Below are 21333 nucleotides of genomic sequence, written 5' to 3' on the forward strand. Positions count from 1 at the left end.
AGCATTTACGCCGATTGCCGTTGCGTTGATACCGTTCGAAATCGCACCATTACCGACTGCGACTGAGCCTTGCGCTGTAGCGTACGCATTCTGACCAATTGCCGTGGCTTGCGCATCTGTAGCGTGCGTGTTGAGGCCAATCGCCATTGCGTCCGTACCGACCGCCTGCGTCTGTCCCAACTTGTTCGTATCACCCGTTGCCAGCACGTCTGTCCAGTTTTGTGCCGAAGCACCTAACATCGACATCGCAACACCCGACTTCAACACTTGCTGCGATTGAGTCGGCGTCAGGCCGCTCAGCATCTTCGTTACCTGACCCAGGTTCACTGCGTCCGTTGTACTTGTACCAATAGCGACGTTCGTGATGCGGCGTTCTGAACCGACCGAGCCAACAGATACCGTGTTAGCAGCGCTGACAACGGAGTAGCTACCGATTGCTACCGAGTCCGCAAAGCCTGCACGGGCGTTCAAGCCAATGGCAAGCGCACGGTCAGAGCTAGCAAACGAATTGCCGCCCAAAGCGATTGAATCGGTACTGCCTGCATTTGCAGCTGACGCCACACTCGGACCAAATCCAATGTACTTGATGGAACTGGCGAGCTGCTTCGTGCTGTCAGTCACGGTGTTTAATCCAGCGGTCAACTGAGCAACGTTCACTGCGTCGGTGTTAGCTACGCCTGTTGCAACGTTCGACAACGTGACCGCTTTCGTCGCAGCTGTGCCGCCCAGCGTCACCTTTGCGTGCGATGCGTCGTCGTACTGGACTGCGTTGGTCGATCCGGTCAGTGCTGTTGTTGCTGCCGCGCCTGCTGCCGTGACTGCTGCTGCAACGTCCGTGTACGTCGTGCCGTTAACCAAGATAGACGGCTTGCTGATCGTGCCCGTAGCCGGATTGAGCGTTGAACCGCCGCCGATTGCCGCTGCTGCGCTCGATGCCGCGTTGAACAGTTGCGTACCGTTGACTGCGTCCGTGCTGGTTGCGCTTAGCGAACCGGCGGTCAGCTTGGTGATCTTCGTGCTGCCGGCAGAGCCCTTCAGCGTGATCGTGTTCATCGCCGTGTCGTCGTACGTTACGAGCGGATTGGTAACTACGCCACTCGTATTGACGTTCAAGCCTGCTGCCGTCAACTGAGCCAGATTCACTGCGTCCATGGCAGTCGTGCCGGCCTTGACGTTCGAGAGCTTCGTGCCTGCCGTACCGCCCAGCGTGACCAGATCCTTGGTCGTGCCGGTGTACGCTACGAACGAATTCGTGGCTTTACCCGTTGTGTCGATGTTCAAGCCTGCTGCCGTCAACTGGCCAACGTTCACTGCATCCGTTGCTGCCGCGCCTGCTGCCAGGTTCACGATCTTGCGTTGCGTTGTTGTGTTACCGACTGAAACCGTATTCACGTCCGTTGCGACTGATCCCAGACCCAGCGCGACCGAGCCCGAGCCCGTTGCGACGCTGTTCGTGCCAAGCGCCAAGGAATTTGCGCCACCTGCGGAAGCGCCTTGACCCAAGGCCACTGCACCGGTGTTGTAGGCAGCTGAATTAGCCCCGATTGCCGTGCCGCCGTTGCCCGCAGCCGCGTTCGCGCCGAATGCCAGGCTATCTGAACTCGCCGAGCTGTTTTGGCCGACTGCAACACCGGAGCCAATAGCGTACGACGAGTCGCCAATAGCGACGCCACCCGTCTTGCTGGCGTTAGCCGGATCTACATCGACTTCCGAGTCCGTGCCGATCGCAACACCGCCAGCCACATTGACCGTACCCGGCGTCATGGGATCAGCCATCGCGACCGAAGCGCCTGCCAGGCTCATGCCGCCAATAGCGATTTGCGTCAGGATTGCCTTCGAGATTGCCGTCTTCGCACGCTTGCTCTTGCTGCGACCCGTTGCTAGTTCTGAAACAGCGACCCATGATCCCGTCGACTCATTCCAAACCGATTTGTATGACTTGTTCATGCTATGTACCTTTACAAAAATAAGAAAATCGCCTTGCGGCTCGGCAGAGACAGGGATCGATCTATTTATGAGATGCAATCCGTTTTAAGGGCTTCCGCTTAACGCTTGACGTTCATTGCCTTTCAGAGATTTCGCACTGAAGCACTGAGACCGGGTAGCAACTCAGGCCCGGTTTTTGTGACCGCAAACGAACTATAGGTTTGGAAGGCGAGCCGCTTAATGCGAAAACTCCTAATTTGCGTGGCGCAAAACAAAATCAGGTGTTTCTAAATTAAAAGATCGTGTAACGAGCTCTCATTTCGACATAGCCAAAGCCGCCAAAGCTTTGCTGGCAAAGACTTCACTCATTATGTCGGGTCGATTTTCCGATATTATCGAGATACTAGGATTAGTCTTATAAAATTAAACCGTTGCATCGAAACAACCCGTTACCCAGTGCGCATGCGACAAATAACTACAAAAATGAGCTTGCTTTATTTTTTTAGAATTTTATTTGAGACAGCTTCTTTCTATAACACGCCCGTTTATATGAAAAAAGCCATTGGTGCGCTAGGCACCAATGGCTTTCTATAATCGATATCTTAAAATACAGCGCTGCACTTCAACACCGGAACAAGCTTTCATACACCTATTCGAAAGTGGTTCTTGTCAAGACTCCTGCAACCACTGATTCAACGTACCATTATTAAGATGAATTTTAAGAACTGCCTGATAGGCATCAAACTGGGTTGCCGTTGCGCTGACCTGGTTGTTATAGAAATCGCTTTCAGCCGATAACACATCCAGCAACGTCCGGCGGTTCAAGTGGTACCACTGCTCAAAAAACTGCTTCCGGATCAGATCCGATTCCGTCGACTGCTGCTCGTACAGTTTGGCGCGCGTGCTCATGGCCAGAGCGTCGTGATAAGCGTCACGCACCTTGAATTCCGAGTCGAGCGCCAGTTGGTCCCGTTTGTCCAGGCTAGACGATGCGCGAGAAAGCGCAGCACGCTCAGCCGCGCGCTGACTACCGCCCTGAAACGGCGTCCAGCTTAGTTGCAGCATGGTCGACCACGGCTGCCGATTGCCGAACACATCCGGCGCCGTGTTCTTGTTGATTACCCAATTCAGTTTGGGCAAGGAATCCGCGTGCACCGACTGCGCACTCAGCTTCGCTGCGGCGGCCTCGGCATCGGCCTGGGCGATTGCCGGATTCTGTGCGACAGCCGCGACCGACGAATCAACACCATCGAGCATGAACTGCCAGTGCGTGCCGGCGGGCATGGGCGTAGGCTCCGCACCCACCAGTTTCTGGACCGCAATCTCCTGCGTGCGAGCTTGCGCTGCGACCATTTCCTGCGACGTCTGGGCCTGCAGCAGCCGTGATTTCGCTTGCGTCAGCTCGCTCAGGCGACCTGGGTCAATCTTGACGATCTCATCCAGCATCTGCACCAGTTGCGACATGCGCTTGACGTAGTTCTCGCCAATTGCATATACAGCACGGTTCTTGGTCAGTTCGACCAGGCTGCTCGATGTCTCGTACGCATTCTGCTGCGCCAATGTCTGGAAGTAGAACTCCGCGGCTTGCGCTGTTTTCTTACGGCTGTCGATACTCTTGCTCGTCTTGCCGAAGTCGTAGATCAACGTAGTGATCGCGACGCTGGCGGTCGGGCGGTTGTACTGGTTGAAACTCGCGCTATCGCCGGTAATGGAAGGCGAATTCGCGCCGACCTGGATCTGCGGATAACGCTGGCCCTTCACCTGGTCGACGTCGAACTTTGCCGCGTCCCAGTCATTGCGAGCCTGCTTCAGCGCAGGGCTGCGCGCCGCCGCAGCGTCCGCCGCGTTGCGCAACGCGGCACGGATAGCTTGCTCCGGCACGACGGCTGTATCGGCAACCGCTTTCGTGCTGCGACCGTCGTCCAGCCAGTCGGCATAGTTATCCTCAACGCCGCGACCCTTGCGCAGGCCCTTTTGCATCGGTGCGTTGGCGCCATTGGCAAGCGGGCCAGCGATATTTGTATCGCCCGTTCGCGCAGAAGGTGCGCCGCGACGGATCGAGGACTCGGCCTGGTCAGACGGCATTGAAGACACCTCATTGCCGTCGAACTTGTTCGCTGTACCTGAGGCAATACTTCCACGCAACGAAATGATGTCCGCTTGCATATCAGGCGCACGCTTGATCGAGAGTGCCGGACGAATTGGCGACGTGGAGAGACCCAACGGCGCCGCGACCGGCGCTGCCACGGGTGCACGCAGCTCTGGCACAGGCTCATTCCGAACCGGGACGGCAACCGGGGCGACGTTGCGTGCGACCGAAGCCGTCTGCTGAGCCGCTTGCTGAGCCGCTTGCGCCTCATTGGCGTCATTCGAGCTCGGCTGCAAGTTATCTTCCGGCACCAAACCTGCATCGGCGAAACCTCGCGAACGCGGCATCGGCGGCGCTGGCTGAACGCGGCCCTGAGGCGCCGCATTGAACGCTACCACCTGTTTCTGTGCAAGCGCCCGGGCGGAAGCTACTGATGTGGACGTGGTCGCGGTATCTGCTTTCGGTACAGAAGGCATCGTGGTCGAAACCGGGTTGCTGACTGCGCCCGGCTGCGGCGACATCGCTCGAACGGAGTCATTCGACATGCTGGATGCTTCGTCCAGCGTGGTTCTTGCGACTTGCGCCACGGCGGGTGCCTGAGTCAACGGGGCGTGCTGCTGCGGAGCCCACTGCATGTCGTCAAGCGCGGATCTCGCCTGAGCCTGCGCCGGCAGTGCCGACAATGCTACTGCTCCCGTTCCCACCAACACGCTGAATGCAGAAAACAGCGGCCGGCGACGGACTACATCTTTGATGAGTTGCTCTTCGCGACGATCTATCCGCGCGGTATGGATTGAATTTGACATGGTGCTTATCTCTCGCGGAACGCTTCACGCGACTTGAAAATCGGTTTCAGCAAGTACGACAGAACGGTCTTTTCGCCAGTGCGAATCTCAACGTTGCCGGTCATGCCCGGGATGATCGGAAGGTGCTTGCCAGCGGCGGTGAGCTCACTCTTCTCGGTCAGGACTTCAACGCGGTAGTAAATGGCATCGGCTTTTCCTGGTGCTGCTTTGTCGTCGGCGAAGGTGTCCGGGCTCACGTTCAGAACGTGTCCCTTCAGACCACCGTAAATACCGAAGTCGTAGGCGGAGATCTTCACCATGGCCGGAAGTCCCGGCTTGAGGAACGCCACATCGGAAGGCTTGATACGCGCTTCAACAATCAACTGATCCGCGAAGGGAACAATGCTCATGATTTGCTGACCCGGCTGGATCACGCCGCCAACGGTTGTCACCTTGATGTCCTTGACCGTCCCTTTCACCGGTGCAACCAGCGTCGTACGTTTCAATACGTCAGCGCGCCCAACCAGGTTTTCCTTCGTCTGCGCGAGTTCGAGTTCGAGTCGCGAGAGTTCGTCGTTGGCGTCGGCCTGATACTTGTTGCGGCGATCCACGATCTGCGATTGAAGTTCATTGGCGCTGCGCTTCATGCGAATCACTTCGGTTTCCGAAATAAGTCCACGCGCGGCCAGCGGCTCGGTCATGTTGAGCTCGTCCATGGCGAGCGTGTAGCTATGCTGAAGTGATGCCACGCTGTCGTCCAAAGCCTGGCGGCGTGCGGTATAGGCCATGGTTTCGCTTTGCACGACACTTTTGTCGGCCAGGACGTCCGGAGGAAATACCAGCGCTGTGTGAAACGCTTCAGCTTTCAAGCGAGCAACTTTCCCACGCAAGCCAATCAGCTTCGACAGACCTTCTGCATAGTTCGAATCGGCCCGCTTCGGATCGATGTTGAGCAACAGTTGCCCCTTTTCGACCACATCGCCTTCACGCACATGCATGTCGGCGAGAATTCCGCCTTCCAGCGACTGGATGACCTGCTCGCGGCTGACGGGAATGACTTTGCCCTGCCCTTGCGTGATTTCCTCGACCTTGGCAAATTTCGCCCATACAACGCCGCAGACGAGGATTGCCGCGACCAGATACAGCACGACCAGCGTGCCGGGGATCGTTTGTGCAAGCTGCGACTCGCGCAGATCGTTCATGTAGGCAGCGTGCGCCGGATGCATGCGCGGTTCAGCATTCTTGCGACGGCCAGCCGGCGTCAGTCCTCGGACCCAGCGGCCCAGTTTAGTGAGTGAGTTCATGCTTGTTCCTTCGTAGCGCCGGCCGCTTGAATGCCTGGCTGCGCCGTTTGTGTGACAGCCGGCGTACGTAGCGCGGCAAGCACGGTTTCCTTGGGGCCGTCGGTAACGACTTTGCCTTCATCGACGACAATGATTCGATCCACCAGTTGCAACAGCGAAGGCCTGTGCGTGACGACAATCAGCGTCGTGCCAACGGTTGCCGTTGCCAGGTCGCGGATGAACGCGGCTTCGGTTTGTGTATCCATCGCGCTGGTCGGTTCGTCCATGAGCAGCAGCTTGGGACGGGCAAGCAGACATCGGGCAAGGGCCACGAGCTGGCGTTGGCCGCCGGACAAGCCGTCGCCGTTTTCGCCGATCTGCATGTTCCAGCCTTGCGGATTGCTCGCTGCGAGAGCGTCGATTCCCGTGACCTTTGCAACGCGCAGCAATTCGTGAATCGATGCTTCGGGACGGCCGATCATGACGTTCTGGCGCAGCGAGCCGTAGAACAAGCGGCTGTCCTGAGCGACGTAACCTACTGAGGCGCGCCAGTCGGACGGATCGATTTGCGAGAGATCGATGCCGTCGCTGAACACCTGGCCGCTCGTCGGACGATAAAGATTCGACATCACCCGCAGCAGCGAAGACTTGCCACTTCCCACGCGACCCAGAATGGCAATGCGTTCGCCCGCCTGAACCTTGATGTTGATGTTCTTGAGAAACTCAGGCGGCTTCATGCCACCCGGCGACGGGTAATGAAAACCAACGCCCTTCAGTTCGATCGCACCCGTGACAACCGGGCCATCGAGGTAATCCACTTCGGGGTCACGTTCGACCGGCTTCTTCATCAAACCGCTCAGCGAATCGAGCGCGGCCTTGGACTGCTGGAAACGCACAGCCAGACCGGTCACTTGAGCAAGCGGGGCCAGCGCACGGCTTGCCAGAATCACGGAACCAATCAATGCGCCCTGGGTGAGCTTGCCATCGGCAATCAGGTACACGCCGGCGACCACGATCATCACGGTCTCGAACTGCGTGATCCACGAAACGAAGTTGGTGGCGAGCGCTGAAAGGCGCTTAGACTTCATCGAGGTATCGGACGCTTTCGCGGAAAACAGTTCCCAGCGTTCCTGCATGTAACGTTCGCCGCCCGTTGCCTTGAGCGTTTCAATACCTTCTACGGTTTCAATCAGGACACCTTGCTTCAGCGAAGATTCGCGCAGGTTTTCCTTCATGGTCTTCTTGAGCGGCCACTGAATGAACAAGCTCACACCAATGATCACCGGAATCAGCGCCAGCGGAATGAAGCCAAGCGGGCCGGCAATCATGAAGATCACCGCGATATACAGGAACGTGAACGGCAAGTCGGAGATGGTTGCGAGCGTCGCGGACGCCACGAAATCGCGTACCGATTCGAACTCCCGCAACTGATTGGCAAACGATCCCGACGACGCCGGCTTGTGTTCCATCCGGATGGACAGTGCCTGCTTGAAGAGCATCGCGCCCATGATCAAGTCGGCTTTTTTGCCGGCGACATCCAGCACGTGCGCTCGAACATTTCGCGAGATGAACTCGAACAACATGGCAATCGCCACACCAATCGCCAACGACCACAAAGTCACGAAGGCCTGGTTGGGCACGACACGGTCATAGACGTTCATGGTGAAGAACGTACCGGCCAGCGCAAGCACGTTGATCAGCAGAGCGCCGAGCGCAGCGCTCCAGTAATAACGGCGATACCGCCACAATGTGCTCAGCAGCCAGTGACCGTTTTCCTTCGGCGCCGGCTTGCCGGCGCGCGTGTCGACGCGTCCGACTGGCTTTATGAGCATCGCAAAGCCGGAGTAGTTCGCCTTCAGTTGGCTCACGCCGATAGCAACGACTTTCGAGCCCGCTTCCGGCAGCACCACGAGGTACGCGGCTTCCATCTGGTCTTGCGGCTGCTCGCCCTCCTTCATTTCCGAAGCTGGCTTGATGAGCTTGACGTCGGTCGGCGAACGGCCGATCAATACGCAACCACCGTGATCCTTGCGGAACAACACGACGGGTAACAGCATGGGCGAAACTTCATGCGGCTGACGTTCGATGACACCCACCGAGAAGCCGGACTGCTCCATGGCGAGTTGTGCTTGCTTCGGCGAAATGAATCGTCCAGCGGGGAGTCCTGACAACATGGCCGCTTCGCTGGTGGGCTTGCCGTGATAGGCCGCCATCCATACGAGGCTTTGCAGCAGGGTGTCGTCAACCTTCGTGGTGAGTGTAAATTTTTCCTCGCCGCCGTCCGGTTGCATGGGCGTTATCGCGCCCGGTACTTCATTTTTCATGGCATTTGACTTTTGAGCGTCCGGTGGGGAGGCATAAGCCTCCGAACCGGCCGGGGTGGGTACGTCGCTCTGGACGACGCGAAAAGATTCATCGCGGGATGCATTTATTTCAGCGGGTGCATTATCTGCACGGGCTAGGACGCGGAAAATCGGAAACGTCTTAAATACAAACAGGGAAAGGAATCCGTAATTGCTGCTCTGCGCACTGACTTAATGCGATGAGTTGATTCTCGGCGTCGAGGCCTCGGACAACCATGAGAAACGTCCTAATTAAACGGATGCCGGATAGTGGGAAGTGAGGTGGTTTTTTGAAGCAGAACCGGAAGCTGATGCAGCGGAGCGTGAGCAACGGCGGGGGTTGAGGAGCAGAAACCAGACGCGACAACGCCCGCGCTGGAAGCCGGAGTTTCGGCAATTGCAAGATACTGCAGCGGATCAGAACCGCTTTATAGCGACCCTAACGCTGCTCGGAACAGACCGGGAACCGGCGATTCGTTGAGCACGGAATGCGACTGATCTAAACGTTATGTTTCGCCGCGTGCGAATGACTTGAACGCAAGCTGAAATACGGTCGAGCATGCTTTAAGCTGCAACGCTGCGCATAACCAGGAAAACCTCTCCATGTCTGTGCCCTCTCTTCTGCTGGAAATCTGTGCCGGTTCTGTTACTTCGTGTCTCGCGGCCCAAGAAGGCGGTGCGTCGCGCGTGGAATTCTGCGACAACCTGCTCGAAGGTGGAACCACGCCTTCTTATGGCGCGATCGCTAGCGCGAGGGAAAAGCTGCGGATTCAGTTGAACGTGATCATCCGCCCGCGTAGTGGCGACTTTCTATATTCCGATGTCGAATTTGAAGTGATGGAACGGGATATCGTCGCGTGCAAAAAACTCGGCGTGGACGGCGTAGTAATAGGACTACTGACCGCTGACGGCGATATCGACGTGGTCCGCACCAAAGCGCTCGTTGAACTGGCCACGCCCCTGCCGGTGACCTTCCACCGCGCGTTTGACGTCGCGCGTGATCCGTTTAAAGCGCTGGAGGAGGTTATTAAGGCGGGCTGCAATCGCCTCCTCACCTCCGGCCAGGAAGCTAGCGCACCAGAAGGCGCCGCATTGATCAGCCGGCTGCGTGAGGCAGCAGGCGAGCGGCTGGTCGTCATGCCCGGTGCAGGCGTACGGTTGAACAACATCGCACGGCTGGTCGCTGAAACGGGCTGCATCGAATTTCACACGTCCGGCCGCACGCCTTTTGCGAGCGGCATGCGGTATCGCAATGAACGCGTAAAAATGGGCGGCCCGGGGCAGGATGAATACGCGATCGTGGAGACCTCGGCTGACCTGGTGAAACAGATCATCGCGGAGATGAATGGCGGCTTGGACGACGCGCGCCGCATCGGCTAACAACGCAAGTGCCTCCGCTACGAGCGGTTATGTCGAACGACTTTCAGACGCAAAAACGCCGACACGTGCGGCCGGCGTTTCTTTTACTGCAACAGGCTTGCGTTGCTTAGAACGGCTTGACTACGACCAGCAGCGTTGCGCCAAGCAGCCCGAGCACGGGCAGTTCATTAAACATGCGGTACCACTTGTCCGAGCGCTTGTTCTCACCGCGCGCGAACGTCCGCAGCAAGACGCCGCAATACGCGTGGTAAATGATGATCAGGACCACGATACCCAGCTTCGCATGCATCCAGCCCTGACCCTGGCCAATCCCGACCACCAGCAAGAGCCACAAACCGCAGGCGAGTGCCGGCACCGCGATAAACGTCATGAAGCGGAACAACTTGCGCGCCATCGTCAACAAGCGGGCGATGGCGGCCGGCTCGGTTTCCATCGCGAGGTTGACGAAAATGCGCGGGAGGTAGAACAGGCCCGCAAACCACGAGGCCACTAATACTATATGCAGCGATTTGATCCAGAGCATCGGAGGTGTTTTCTCGCCGTTATGTTCGTACTTCGCCGTGACCTAAGACCACGTATTTCAGCGATGTCAAACCGTCCAGTCCGACCGGACCGCGTGCGTGCAGCTTGTCGTTCGAAATACCAATTTCAGCGCCGAGGCCGAATTCGAAACCATCGGCGAAACGGGTGGATGCATTGACCATCACGCTGGCCGAATCCACTTCGCGCAGGAAACGCATGGCGCGGTCGTGGTCCTCGGTGACAATGGCGTCGGTGTGATTCGAGCTATACGTGTTGATGTGGTCGATCGCTTCGTCGAGGTCGTTCACCAGCTTGATCGACAGAATGGGCGCGAGATACTCCGTACTCCAGTCGGCTTCGGTCGCGTCAACGAGCGGGCCGTCGAAGTTTGCCTTTTCAAGGACAGCACGCGCGGCTGCGTCCACGCGCAACTCCACGTCCTTCGCGTGGAATGCCTTCGCCAGCACGGGCAGCGCTTCCGACGCAATGCTTCGAGCGACCAGCAGCGTTTCCATGGTGTTGCAGGTGCCGTACCGGTGCGTCTTGGCGTTATCGCAGACGTTGAGCGCCTTCGCCATATTGGCGCGATCGTCCACGTAGACGTGGCAGATGCCGTCGAGGTGTTTGATCATCGGCACGCGTGCCTCTTCCATGAGCCGTGCGATGAGGCCCTTGCCGCCGCGCGGCACGATGACATCGACGTATTCGGTCATGGTGATCAGCTTGCCCACGGCCGCGCGATCCGCCGTCGACACAACCTGCACCGCGTCTTGCGGCAAGCCGGCCGTTTCCAGCCCCTCGCCAATCAATTTCGCCAACACCGTGTTGCATTCCAGCGCCTCGGAACCGCCGCGCAGAATGGTGGCATTGCCCGATTTGAGACACAGCGCGGCGGCATCGATAGTCACATTCGGCCGCGATTCGTAAATGATCCCGATCACGCCCAACGGCACGCGCATCTGACCGACCTGGATCCCGCTCGGACGATACTTGAGACCACTGATTTCACCGATAGGATCAGCCAGCCCGGCCACTTGCCGCAGGCCTTCGATCATCGTGTTCATGGCTTTATCGGAGAGCGTCAGGCGGTCGATGAACGCCGCGTCGTAACCTTTGTCGCGAGCGCGGGCGAGATCTCGCGCGTTCGCGTCCTTCAGCGCGGCACGCTCGCGTTCAATCGCGTTTGCGACCGCGTCGAGCGCGGCGTTCTTCGCCGCCGTCGATGCACGCGCCATGGCGCGTGAAGCCCGGCGCGCACGGCGGCCAAGGTCGGTCATATAGTCGTCGATGTCGGTCATCGTCATTCTCTTGGGTTTGTTCGACGCTCGATGTGGAGCGGGTTTCGGCTTTCGTCACCGAAGAACGTCGATTTTATGCTGTTGTCAGACTGGGCGCTTCGCCGACGCCGTTGCTGGCGTGTTGCGCTGCAGCGGACTGCCCGACGACGCGACGGTCATCGCCAGTTCGAACATGCCGTCCCACGGATCGGGCGGCGGATCGCCTGAGTTCGCGCTGCCTCGCGGGCCAGTGCCACCCGACAAGCCCTTCACCTGCCGATCCAGCTTCGCCGCCAGCGACAGAGCCTTCTCCAGCGCCGCTTCCGTCACGCGCGTAAGGGCAGGGCCGATCAGCCGTTCGCGCGGCCCCCAGACGCGGTTCTCGCGCAGCAGTGTGGCAAGCGGCTTGCCCGCCGCGACACCGCGTTTCATCCGCAGCAGCGTGCGTATTTCTTCGACCAGCGCCCAGATCACCAGCGTTCCGGCTTCGCCTTCGCCTTTCAAGCCATCGAGCATGCGCGCCAACCGTCCTACATCGCCGGTCAACATGGCTTCATTGAGCTTGAAGACGTCATATCGCGCGACGTTCATCACGGCTTCATGGATCTGTTCGAAGCTGAGCACGCCCGCCGGATAAAGCAAACCCAGCTTCAGGATTTCCTGATGCGCCGCGAGCAAATTGCCTTCCACCCGTTCCGCGATAAACACCAGCGCCCGCCGCCCGTCTTCGCCCGGTGCGACGCGCTGGTTTTGCAACGTCAGACGCTGGCCGATCCACATAGGCAACTGGGCGCGTTCAACCGGATCAATCTTCATCATCACGCCCGGGCCGCTCAGCGCCGTGAACCACGCGGACTTCTGCGTGGCTGCGTCGAGCCGCGGCAAGGTGATGAGCGTGAGGACGTCGGGGTTATCGGCGGCGAGGGTTTTCAGCGCCTCGCCCCCTTCCTTGCCGGGCTTGCCGGTGGGAATGCGCAACTCGACCAGTTGGCGGTCGCCGAAGAGCGACATCGACTGGCTCGCGCCCAGCAGTGAACTCCAGTCGAAGTAACGATCGACCACGAACACCGAGCGATCCGTGAAACCCTGCGCCCGGGCGCTCGCGCGAATCTTGTCGCATGCTTCCTGCGCGAGCAGATGCTCGTCGCCATAGACAACGTACAAGCCTTTCAGCCCTTTCGCGAGGTGCGCGTCGAGCGCGTCGAGTCGAAGTTGCATGGTGTTTGGCGGCGTCCCGGCGCTTACAGCGGCGGCACAGGCAACGGCGCACGCGGCGCGATGCCCGGTAACGCCTCGCTCGGCGCCGGATGCAGCGAACGTACGACGGCAAGCCGGCGCGTCAACTGGTCCACAGCGTCGAACTGCATGTCGCGATACAGCGTCTGCGCTTCAATACCCTTCGCCAGCGTGAACTGATCGCTATACGTCAACGCGCGGTTCAGCGAAATCACGCTCGGCGGAATCAGCAAGGTACCGTCGGCGCCCACCATCGAGTAATTCAGGTTGTAGTCGAGTTCGTACTCCTGCACGACACCTTGCGCGTTCAGACTCAGCGTCTTCATGCCGTTGCCGCCGCTCAGCGAGAGAATAGCGTCGGGCTTTTCAGACGCCTTGACGATCACGGTGTCGCTGCCGCCTTCCACTACACGCTGGAGGCGTCCAAGCATCTCCGGCGTGCCGCCGTTAATGGCGAGCCGCTTGAACGCATAGTCCTGCTGCCCGCGCAACTGGAAACCGCATGCCGACAGCAGCACCGCGCTGCACGCCAGCGTCAGGACCGAGCGCCGGCTGATCGCGCGCTTCGTCTTCGTATTGGTCGAACTCAAGCTGACAGCTTTCCTGCTCACAACGTCCTCCAGGATTTTCATGGCGCGCGATCCCCGGCTCATACGACTACGTTCACCAGTCGGCCCGGCACCACGACGACCTTCTTCGGCGCGCGCCCTTCCGAAAACTTCTCGAACATCTCATGCGCGACCGCCGCCTTTTCGATGTCCTCGCGCGATGCATCCTTCGCCATGGTCAGCGAGCCACGCACCTTGCCGTTGACCTGGAGCACGAGTTCGATCTCGGCCTGTTCGAGCGCGGCTTCGTCCACTTTCGGCCAGGACGCGTCGAGCAAACCACCGTGCAGATCGGCGTAACCGAGTTCCTGCCACAACTGGAACGTGATGTGCGGCACGACCGGGTACAGAACGCGCAGCAGCACACCGAAGGTCTCGTTGAGAACAGCGGGCGTTGCGTCCTTCGCGCTATCCACGGCATTCAGCATCTTCATGGCCGCCGATACCACCGTGTTGTACTGCAAGCGGCCGTAGTCGAAATCGGCCTGCTTCAAGATGGTGTAGATCTCGCGGCGCAGCGTGCGATCGGAGTCGTTGAACTTCGATGCATCGAGCTTCGCATGCGTTTTAAGGACAGCGGCACGGCCATGCGCGAGTTGCCACACACGACGCAAGAAGCGGCTCGCGCCTTCCACGCCCGTGCCCGACCACTCGAGCGACTGCTCGGGCGGTGCCGCGAACATCACGAAGAGACGCGCGGTGTCCGCCCCGTAGGCATCGATCAGCAATTGCGGATCAACACCGTTGTTCTTCGACTTCGACATCTTCTCCACGCCGCCAATCACCACCGGCTTGCCGTCGGCGTTCAGCACCGCGCCGACCGGGCGGCCTTTATCGTCGTGAGTGACGGTCACGTCGGCCGGGTTGATCCACGTCTTCTTGCCCGCCGAATCTTCGCGGAAGTAGGTTTCGTTCAGCACCATGCCCTGCGTGAGCAGGTTCTTCGCCGGCTCGCCGAACTTGACCAAACCCAGGTCGCGCATGACCTTGGTCCAGAAGCGCGAATACAAGAGGTGAAGAATCGCATGCTCGATCCCGCCGATGTACTGGTCCATCGGCATCCAGTAATCGGTGCGTTCGTCGACCATCGACGTCGCGTCGGGCGCGGCATAACGCGAGAAATACCAGGCTGAATCGACGAACGTGTCCATGGTGTCCGTTTCGCGCTTGGCCGGCGCGCCGCACTTCGGGCACGTGCAATTCACGAACGCTTCGGACTTCGCGAGCGGATTACCCGTGCCGTCCGGCACCAGGTCTTCCGGCAACACGACCGGCAGGTCGGCTTCCGGCACCGGCACGTCGCCGCAGGTTTCGCAGTGGATGATCGGGATCGGCGTGCCCCAATAGCGCTGGCGGGAAATACCCCAATCGCGCAGACGCCACGTGATTTTTTTATCGCCGAGGTTCTGCGCCTTCAGGTCAGCCGCGATTGCCGTGGTCGCTTCTTCGAAATTGAGGCCGTCGTACTTGCCGCTGTTGATCAGCGTGCCCGTACCCTTCTCGCCGTACCACTCTTGCCATTCGTCCGTGCTGTAGGTCTTGCCTTCAACCCCGACCACCTGCTTGATCGGCAGCGCATATTTCTTGGCGAACGCGAAGTCGCGTTCATCGTGCGCGGGCACGCCCATTACCGCGCCTTCGCCGTAGCTCATCAGCACGTAGTTGCCAATCCACACTTCGACCTTTTCCTGCGTCAGCGGATGCGTGACGAAAAAGCCCGTGGGCATGCCCTTCTTTTCCATCGTCGCGACGTCGGCTTCAGCCACGCCGCCGCGTTTGCATTCTTCGATGAACGCTTGCAAAGCAGCGTTATCGCGAGCAAGGCGGGTTGCCAGCGGATGTTCCGCAGCAACGGCAGCGAAGGTCACGCCCATGATGGTGTCGGCGCGCGTGGTGAACACGCGCAGCAATTTGCTTTCGCCGTCGATCTCGTACGGGAAGCCGAAATTCACGCCGAAGCTCTTGCCGATCCAGTTCTGCTGCATGACCTTCACGCGCTCGGGCCAGCCGAGGCCTTCCAGGTCGCCGAGCAACTGATCCGCATAATCCGTGATGCGCATGTAGTACATCGGGATTTCGCGCTTTTCCACCAGCGCGCCCGACCGCCAGCCGCGCCCGTCGATCACCTGCTCGTTGGCGAGCACCGTCTGATCTTCCGGGTCCCAGTTCACCGTCCCGGTCTTTTTATACGCGATGCCCTTTTCCAGCATCTTCAGGAACAGCCACTGGTTCCATTTGTAGTACTCGGGTTTGCACGACGCAATTTCCCGCGACCAGTCGATAGCCAGCCCCATCGACTGCATCTGCTTCTTCATGTAGTCGATGTTGTCGTAGGTCCACTTCGCCGGCGGCACGTTGTTCGCCATCGCGGCGTTTTCCGCGGGCATGCCGAACGCGTCCCAGCCCATGGGCATCAGTACGTTATGACCGTTCATGCGCAGGAACCGGTACATCACGTCGTTGATGGTGTAGTTACGCACGTGCCCCATGTGCAGCTTGCCCGACGGGTACGGCAGCATGGAGACGCAGTAGAACTTGGGCTTGTCGCTGACTTCGGTCGACCGGTAGACGTCTTTCGCGCGCCAGTCGCTTTGCGCTGCGGATTCGACGTCGGCGGGTACGTATTTATCTTGCATGGTGTGGTTTTGGCGGTTTTGCCTTTCGGCGTTGCGGCAGTACTGCCTTGGCGGCGAGGTTGCCTTGCGGCAGTACTCGGCTGGCGTCGGTTTGCGGTTTTGCCCGGGTCTTACAGGGTTTTGCAGGCTCTTACCGGGATCGCGGCTGTCGGGCCGCTGCCTCGCGCCGTTCCAACCCCGGTGGGCACGCCCGCGCGGCCAAAGCGCCAATTATACCGTTGCATACCGTTGAGGCAGAAGGTTCTGGCGCTACGCGTGTCCGCTGCGCTGGACTGCTGCCGTGCCTGAACGCGCGCCGCGCTCGATGCGAGGGCTTTAGGCGAGTCCCGGGGCTTTTATCCCGGCGAAGCGGTACGCTCGCCGGTCTGTCTCGGCGGCGTTGCCCGAACGGGTCACGGATGCGCCGGCTGCTTGACCTGATCGGTCACGAAGCCGATCTTGCTCAGCCCCGCGCCCTGAGCCGCGCCCATCACCTGCGCGATCACGTCATAACGCGTCGCACTCGATGCCCTCAGGTGAATCTCCGGCGGCGTTGCGCGTTTGCCTTCAGCCACGAACTGGGTGCGCATCTGATCGAGCGTAATCGGCGTGTCGTTCCAGTAGATCTTGCCTGTATCGTCGATGGAAAGCGTGATGGTCTCGGGCGTTTCGCGCGCCACTTGCGACGCGACCTTGGGCAAATCAAGACGGATAGCGTGCGTGAACAACGGCGCCGTGATGATGAAAATCACCAGCAAGACCAGCATGACGTCGATCAGCGGCGTCATGTTGATCTCGGCCATGGGAGCGCCGTTCGATTTCTTGTCCAGTCCTCCGAATGCCATGATGTGCTCGTCCGGGTGCGGGGGTGTGAAGGGTCGGCTCGTGCCTTGATTAAAGCATGCTTAAACTACGCGATCTTCAATGGGCGCGCTCTTGACGCGGCGTGGCGCCACGCCGTTCGTGTAGGCGTGCAGGTCGTGGGCGAAACCGTCGAGTTCTTCCGAGATCTGCCGCACCATCCGTCCCAGCACGTTGTACGCAAGCACCGCCGGAATGGCGACGACCAGCCCGAACGCCGTCATGATCAGCGCCTCGCCAACCGGCCCCGCCACGTTCTCGATCATCGCCTGCCCGCTCGCGGCAATGCTGCCGAGCGCGTGATAAATGCCCCACACGGTGCCCAGCAAACCAACAAACGGCGCCGTGCTCCCCACCGATGCCAGCAAAACCTGCCCGAATTCAAGCCGCCGTTGCGACGCGAGCAATGCATGCCGCAACGCACGCAATACACGCTCGCCGGGCTCCACATGCGCAATCAACGCGCCGGGCATTTCCGCCTCCGACGCCCGCCACGCAGCGATCGCTAGCGGCAAATACACGCGTTCCTTATCAGCTTTGCGCAGCTCCGCGATGCCTTCGGCCAGCGTCGGCGCCTGCCAGAAACGCTGCACGGCGCGCGGTCCCTGACGCTTCGCGCGCACCAGCACCCACGCCTTCACGATCAGAAAACACCAGCTCGCCACCGACATGGCCAGAAGCACGCCCGCGACGCCATGCGTGATGCCGTCGCTGCTCTGCAAGTAATGGATGATGCCGGTTGTAGCCATCGGAAGGAAACCCCGGGTTTGGGTGGCTCAAATCAGGCTCAAGATCGAGCTCAGGCTTAGGCTAAGCGCAAACCGAGCACGTCCTGCATGTCGAAGAAACCGCGTTCGTGGCCCGCGAGAAAGTGCGCGGCACGCAACGAGCCTTGCGCGTAAGACAGCCGGTTAGCCGACTTGTGCGTGATCTCGATTCGCTCGCCAATGCCGGCGAACAACACAGTGTGATCGCCGACGATGTCGCCGCCGCGAATCGCCGCGAAACCGATGGTGGACGGATCGCGTTCGCCCGTCACGCCTTCGCGGCCGTACACCGCGCAATCTTTCAGCTCACGGCCGAGCGCATGGGCGATGGTTTCACCCATCGCAAGCGCGGTGCCCGACGGCGCGTCGACCTTGTGCCGGTGATGCGCCTCAATAATCTCGATGTCGTAGCCTTCGGCGAAATGCCGTGCGGCGAACTCGAGCAGCTTGAGCGTCACGTTCACGCCGACGCTCATGTTCGGCGCAAACACGATGCCGATTGTTTCACCCGCCGCGCGCAACCGGGCTTTTTGTTCATCGTCGAAACCCGTGGTCCCGACGACCATCTTCACGTTATGCCGCAACGCCGCTTCCAGATGCACGAGCGTGCCTTCGGGACGCGTGAAGTCGATCAGCAGGTCCGCGTTGGCGAAAACCTGCTCGATATTATCCGTCAGCAAAACGCCCGTTTCCTGGCCGAGGAACGCGCCTGCATCCTGACCAAGTTGCGTCGATCCGGTTTTGTCGAGCGCACCAGCCAGCGTGGCGTTGGCGTCCTTGAGAACAGTTTCTATGAGCATGCGGCCCATGCGGCCCGATGCGCCGGCGATGGCGATTTTCATGGCGTGTCTCGCGTGAGTTGGAGCTACGAAGTCAGAAGCAGGGAAGCAATACGGCGGCCGCTTGGCGCGCGGCCGCCCGAACAGGACAGGTCTCGACGAAACCCAAGCGAAGCAGGTGAAACAGGCAGGACGAAGCCCGCCGTTCTGCTTAGTTGGTGGTCGTCGCCGGCACGGAGGACGCGCCTAGACCGTTGCTCGTGTTCGCCGGGGCAGGCGACGTGCCCTGCGGCCCCACAGCGCTGCTGTCCGGGATCGTGACGGTAGTCGGACGACGCTGCAACTGGATCTGCGAGTTGCCTGCGGCATTGACGTTCGGCGGCAATCCCGGGTTGCCCGGCACAGTCGGCATGGCCGACGAGCGGGTGCGGCCCGTAGGTGTCTGCACGGCGTCGGTCGCGCGGTTGGCAGCCTGGGCGGCTTGCTGGTTGGCGTCACCGGCAAATGCGTTCGCCGCATTCGATGCGTCCGGCCGAATGCCCGGTGCACTGGCCGCGCCAGCGACCGCAGCACCGCTGGCGGATGTACCCGCCGCCGCTGTCGCGTCCGTTGCGCTGGCGCCATTGGCAGAAGCGGCCGTAGCTGCAGCGGTGGCGGCGGTCAGCTTACGACCCTTGTCGCCGTCAATTTCAGCCAGCAATTCGAGGTTCGACGGCAGGTTTTCGCCACCCGACCAGCTCGCCACGGTATTGCCCGCGAACAGCACGACGAAGTCACGCTGCTGCACAATCGACGTGGAACCGCGCTTGAAGTAGAAAACGTAGTCCCAGCGATCCGCGTGGAACATGTCTGCCAGCAACGGCGTGCCGAGCAGCGTCTTCACCTGGTCACGCGTCAAGCCGACCTTCATCTGGCTCGCCGCTTCCGCTGAAACGAAGTTCCCTTGTACAACCGTAATCCGATACGGTGTGATGTGCTGCGCGAAACTCTGCGTAACGCTATCGTAAGTGGAACAACCAGCCAGGACGGTCATAGTGGCGGCAGCGATCAAAGTTCCGCGCATACGACGGCTCTCCCGGCTATTCAATAAAGATTTTAGAAACATTTCACCCTTCATTTCACCCTTCGCCTGGCCCATCGCCCGTGGGGGCGCAAGAAGTTTCGGAGTCTTTCGGAGATCGCGCCATTTCGTTCGGATGGTGACCGGAACGGTAAAAACGCATTACTATGAGAACCTTGAATTGTACTCTAGGGATGCCTAGCGATGACCAATCCCGCCGATCTGAAAAATATCGGGCTGAAGGCGACCTTGCCCCGGCTCAAGATACTTGAGATTTTCCAGCATAGTCCTGTGCGTCACCTGACTGCAGAAGACGTGTATAGAAACCTGTTGCATGAGGAACTCGACATCGGTCTTGCGACCGTCTACCGCGTGCTCACGCAGTTCGAGCAAGCCGGCCTGCTGTCGCGCAGTAACTTCGAATCGGGCAAGGCTGTGTTCGAGCTCAACGAAGGGACCCATCATGACCATCTGGTGTGTCTGGACTGCGGCATGGTGGAAGAATTCTTCGACGCTGAAATTGAAAGCCGTCAGCAGGATATCGCGAAGGAACGCGGTTTCAAGCTGCACGAGCACGCGCTCGCACTGTACGGCACGTGCACGAAGGAGCATTGCCCGCACAGGAAAAACTGATTTTGATCGACCGTTCATGCGCGTGACGTTGGCGCGCCAAGCGTGAAAAAGCCGCCGGTTCTTGCAAACCGGCGGCTTTTTTTCAGCTTGATTTCACTGCTTTACTTCGCTGTGTTACTTCGCTGTATTACTTGGCGTTAGCCAGCGCCACAGCCGTGTCCAGCATGCGGTTCGAGAAGCCCCACTCGTTGTCGTACCAGCTCGACACCTTCACCAGACGGCCTGACACCTTTGTGAGCGTCGCGTCGAACGTCGACGAAGCCGGGTTGTGATTGAAGTCGATCGACACCAGCGGCGCGGTGTTATAGCCCAGGATGCCCTTCAACGAGCCTTCCGACGCTTCCTTCATGATCGAATTCACTTCTTCAACCGTCGTGTCGCGTGCAGCAATAAACGACAGATCCACGATTGACACATTGATGGTCGGCACGCGAATAGCGTAACCATCCAGCTTACCCGCCAATTCCGGCAGCACCAGACTCACCGCCGACGCCGCGCCCGTCTTAGCCGGGATCTGGCTGTGCGTGGCCGAACGCGCGCGGCGCAGGTCCTCGTGATACACGTCCGTCAGAACCTGGTCGTTCGTGTACGCGTGGATGGTCGTCATCAGGCCGTTCACCAGGCCGATCTTGTCGTTCAACGGCTTGACCAGCGGCGCCAGGCAGTTCGTCGTGCACGATGCATTCGAGATCACCGTATCCGATGCCTTCAACACATGGTGATTCACGCCATAAACGATGGTCGCATCAACGTCCTTGCCGCCCGGCGCCGAGATGATGACCTTCTTCGCGCCGCCCTTGATGTGCGCGCTGGCCTTTTCCTTCGTCGTGAAGAAACCCGTGCATTCCAGCACGATGTCCACGTTCAGCTCGCCCCACGGCAGTTCGGCCGGGTTGCGGTTAGCCAGCACGCGGATGCGGTCGCCGTTCACCACGAGGTAATCGCCGTCCACCGACACTTCGCCCGGGAACTTGCCGTGCGCCGTGTCGTACTGCGTCAGGTGCGCGTTCGTGGCGGCATCGCCGAGGTCGTTGATCGCAACGATCTCGATGTCGTGCTTCTTGCCGTTTTCATAGAAGGCGCGCAGCGTATTGCGGCCGATCCGGCCGTAGCCGTTGATTGCAACGCGAATCGTCATGGTCTATCTCCTGATGGCTGAAAAAAAGTTCC

At 59.7% G+C, this 21333-nt stretch carries 16 protein-coding genes; 2 read left to right on the forward strand and 14 right to left on the reverse strand.

Annotated elements, in window-relative coordinates; all coding sequences use genetic code 11:
- From GSQ93_RS22010 to GSQ93_RS22025, 4 genes are all read right to left on the reverse strand, one after another.
- A partial coding sequence (locus GSQ93_RS22010; RefSeq protein ID WP_301952078.1) for an ESPR-type extended signal peptide-containing protein occupies positions 1 to 1947 on the reverse strand: 1947 nt, incomplete at its 3' end.
- Positions 1948 to 2595: 648 nt separating this feature from the next.
- Complete coding sequence (locus GSQ93_RS22015) at positions 2596 to 4821, reverse strand: TolC family protein (RefSeq protein WP_158937765.1); 2226 nt, start codon at positions 4819 to 4821, stop codon at positions 2596 to 2598.
- A 5-nt stretch (positions 4822 to 4826) separates the two neighbouring features.
- The gene (locus GSQ93_RS22020; RefSeq protein ID WP_254073990.1) at positions 4827 to 6104 is read right to left on the reverse strand and encodes an HlyD family type I secretion periplasmic adaptor subunit; all 1278 of its coding nucleotides are present in this window, start codon (positions 6102 to 6104) and stop codon (positions 4827 to 4829) included.
- Complete coding sequence (locus GSQ93_RS22025; protein ID WP_254073991.1) at positions 6101 to 8407, reverse strand: type I secretion system permease/ATPase; 2307 nt, start codon at positions 8405 to 8407, stop codon at positions 6101 to 6103. The genes GSQ93_RS22020 and GSQ93_RS22025 overlap by 4 nt, the downstream gene beginning before the upstream one ends.
- 621 nt (positions 8408 to 9028) lie before the next feature.
- On the opposite strand from GSQ93_RS22025, the gene GSQ93_RS22030 reads away from it, so the two are divergent.
- On the forward strand, positions 9029 to 9805 hold the full coding sequence (locus GSQ93_RS22030) for a copper homeostasis protein CutC (protein WP_158937766.1): 777 nt from the start codon (positions 9029 to 9031) through the stop codon (positions 9803 to 9805).
- Between the two features lie 106 nt (positions 9806 to 9911).
- On the opposite strand, the gene GSQ93_RS22035 is transcribed toward GSQ93_RS22030, so the two are convergent.
- From GSQ93_RS22035 to GSQ93_RS22075, 9 genes are all read right to left on the reverse strand, one after another.
- A complete protein-coding gene (locus GSQ93_RS22035; protein WP_158937767.1) occupies positions 9912 to 10328 on the reverse strand; it encodes a CopD family protein in 417 nt (138 codons plus the stop codon).
- 19 nt (positions 10329 to 10347) lie between these two features.
- Positions 10348 to 11625 (reverse strand): glutamate-5-semialdehyde dehydrogenase, encoded by a 1278-nt coding sequence (locus tag GSQ93_RS22040; RefSeq protein ID WP_158937768.1) that lies wholly within the window; start codon positions 11623 to 11625, stop codon positions 10348 to 10350.
- An 84-nt stretch (positions 11626 to 11709) separates the two neighbouring features.
- Positions 11710 to 12822 carry a DNA polymerase III subunit delta gene (holA, locus tag GSQ93_RS22045; RefSeq protein WP_158937769.1) on the reverse strand — a complete coding sequence of 371 codons (1113 nt, stop codon included), beginning with the start codon at positions 12820 to 12822 and terminating at the stop codon, positions 11710 to 11712.
- Between the two features lie 23 nt (positions 12823 to 12845).
- A complete protein-coding gene (gene lptE / locus GSQ93_RS22050) occupies positions 12846 to 13397 on the reverse strand; it encodes an LPS assembly lipoprotein LptE (RefSeq protein ID WP_158937830.1) in 552 nt (183 codons plus the stop codon).
- A gap of 92 nt (positions 13398 to 13489) precedes the next feature.
- A complete protein-coding gene (leuS, locus tag GSQ93_RS22055) occupies positions 13490 to 16084 on the reverse strand; it encodes a leucine--tRNA ligase (RefSeq protein ID WP_158937770.1) in 2595 nt (864 codons plus the stop codon).
- A gap of 392 nt (positions 16085 to 16476) precedes the next feature.
- Positions 16477 to 16908, reverse strand: coding sequence for a biopolymer transporter ExbD (locus tag GSQ93_RS22060; protein WP_158937771.1), 432 nt, complete (start codon positions 16906 to 16908; stop codon positions 16477 to 16479).
- A gap of 60 nt (positions 16909 to 16968) precedes the next feature.
- On the reverse strand, positions 16969 to 17673 hold the full coding sequence (locus GSQ93_RS22065) for a MotA/TolQ/ExbB proton channel family protein (protein WP_158937772.1): 705 nt from the start codon (positions 17671 to 17673) through the stop codon (positions 16969 to 16971).
- Between the two features lie 56 nt (positions 17674 to 17729).
- On the reverse strand, positions 17730 to 18533 hold the full coding sequence (gene dapB / locus GSQ93_RS22070) for a 4-hydroxy-tetrahydrodipicolinate reductase (protein ID WP_158937773.1): 804 nt from the start codon (positions 18531 to 18533) through the stop codon (positions 17730 to 17732).
- 148 nt (positions 18534 to 18681) lie between these two features.
- Positions 18682 to 19533: an outer membrane protein assembly factor BamE gene (locus GSQ93_RS22075; protein WP_158937774.1), complete on the reverse strand. Its 852-nt coding sequence runs from the start codon at positions 19531 to 19533 to the stop codon at positions 18682 to 18684.
- Between the two features lie 201 nt (positions 19534 to 19734).
- Between GSQ93_RS22075 and fur the strand changes: the two genes are divergently transcribed.
- Positions 19735 to 20163: a ferric iron uptake transcriptional regulator gene (fur, locus tag GSQ93_RS22080; RefSeq protein ID WP_047895757.1), complete on the forward strand. Its 429-nt coding sequence runs from the start codon at positions 19735 to 19737 to the stop codon at positions 20161 to 20163.
- 127 nt (positions 20164 to 20290) lie between these two features.
- Here fur and gap read toward each other — a convergent pair whose 3' ends face one another.
- Positions 20291 to 21301 carry a type I glyceraldehyde-3-phosphate dehydrogenase gene (gene gap / locus GSQ93_RS22085; protein ID WP_158937775.1) on the reverse strand — a complete coding sequence of 337 codons (1011 nt, stop codon included), beginning with the start codon at positions 21299 to 21301 and terminating at the stop codon, positions 20291 to 20293.
- Positions 21302 to 21333: the final 32 nt, after the last annotated feature.

It is taken from the genome of Burkholderia sp. S171 (genome assembly GCF_009766085.1).
Classification (GTDB): Bacteria; Pseudomonadota; Gammaproteobacteria; order Burkholderiales; family Burkholderiaceae; genus Caballeronia.

What these genes read in the sequence shown, in the direction of transcription:
- GSQ93_RS22015 (WP_158937765.1), bottom strand. Translation starts at nt 4,821, where the DNA reads ATGTCAAATTCAATCCATACCGCGCGGATAGATCGTCGCGAAGAGCAA.
- GSQ93_RS22020 (WP_254073990.1), bottom strand. Translation starts at nt 6,104, where the DNA reads ATGAACTCACTCACTAAACTGGGCCGCTGGGTCCGAGGACTGACGCCG.
- GSQ93_RS22025 (WP_254073991.1), bottom strand. Translation starts at nt 8,407, where the DNA reads ATGAAAAATGAAGTACCGGGCGCGATAACGCCCATGCAACCGGACGGC.
- GSQ93_RS22030 (WP_158937766.1), top strand. Translation starts at nt 9,029, where the DNA reads ATGTCTGTGCCCTCTCTTCTGCTGGAAATCTGTGCCGGTTCTGTTACT.
- GSQ93_RS22035 (WP_158937767.1), bottom strand. Translation starts at nt 10,328, where the DNA reads ATGCTCTGGATCAAATCGCTGCATATAGTATTAGTGGCCTCGTGGTTT.
- GSQ93_RS22040 (WP_158937768.1), bottom strand. Translation starts at nt 11,625, where the DNA reads ATGACCGACATCGACGACTATATGACCGACCTTGGCCGCCGTGCGCGC.
- holA (WP_158937769.1), bottom strand. Translation starts at nt 12,822, where the DNA reads ATGCAACTTCGACTCGACGCGCTCGACGCGCACCTCGCGAAAGGGCTG.
- leuS (WP_158937770.1), bottom strand. Translation starts at nt 16,084, where the DNA reads ATGCAAGATAAATACGTACCCGCCGACGTCGAATCCGCAGCGCAAAGC.
- GSQ93_RS22060 (WP_158937771.1), bottom strand. Translation starts at nt 16,908, where the DNA reads ATGGCATTCGGAGGACTGGACAAGAAATCGAACGGCGCTCCCATGGCC.
- GSQ93_RS22065 (WP_158937772.1), bottom strand. Translation starts at nt 17,673, where the DNA reads ATGGCTACAACCGGCATCATCCATTACTTGCAGAGCAGCGACGGCATC.
- dapB (WP_158937773.1), bottom strand. Translation starts at nt 18,533, where the DNA reads ATGAAAATCGCCATCGCCGGCGCATCGGGCCGCATGGGCCGCATGCTC.
- GSQ93_RS22075 (WP_158937774.1), bottom strand. Translation starts at nt 19,533, where the DNA reads ATGCGCGGAACTTTGATCGCTGCCGCCACTATGACCGTCCTGGCTGGT.
- fur (WP_047895757.1), top strand. Translation starts at nt 19,735, where the DNA reads ATGACCAATCCCGCCGATCTGAAAAATATCGGGCTGAAGGCGACCTTG.
- gap (WP_158937775.1), bottom strand. Translation starts at nt 21,301, where the DNA reads ATGACGATTCGCGTTGCAATCAACGGCTACGGCCGGATCGGCCGCAAT.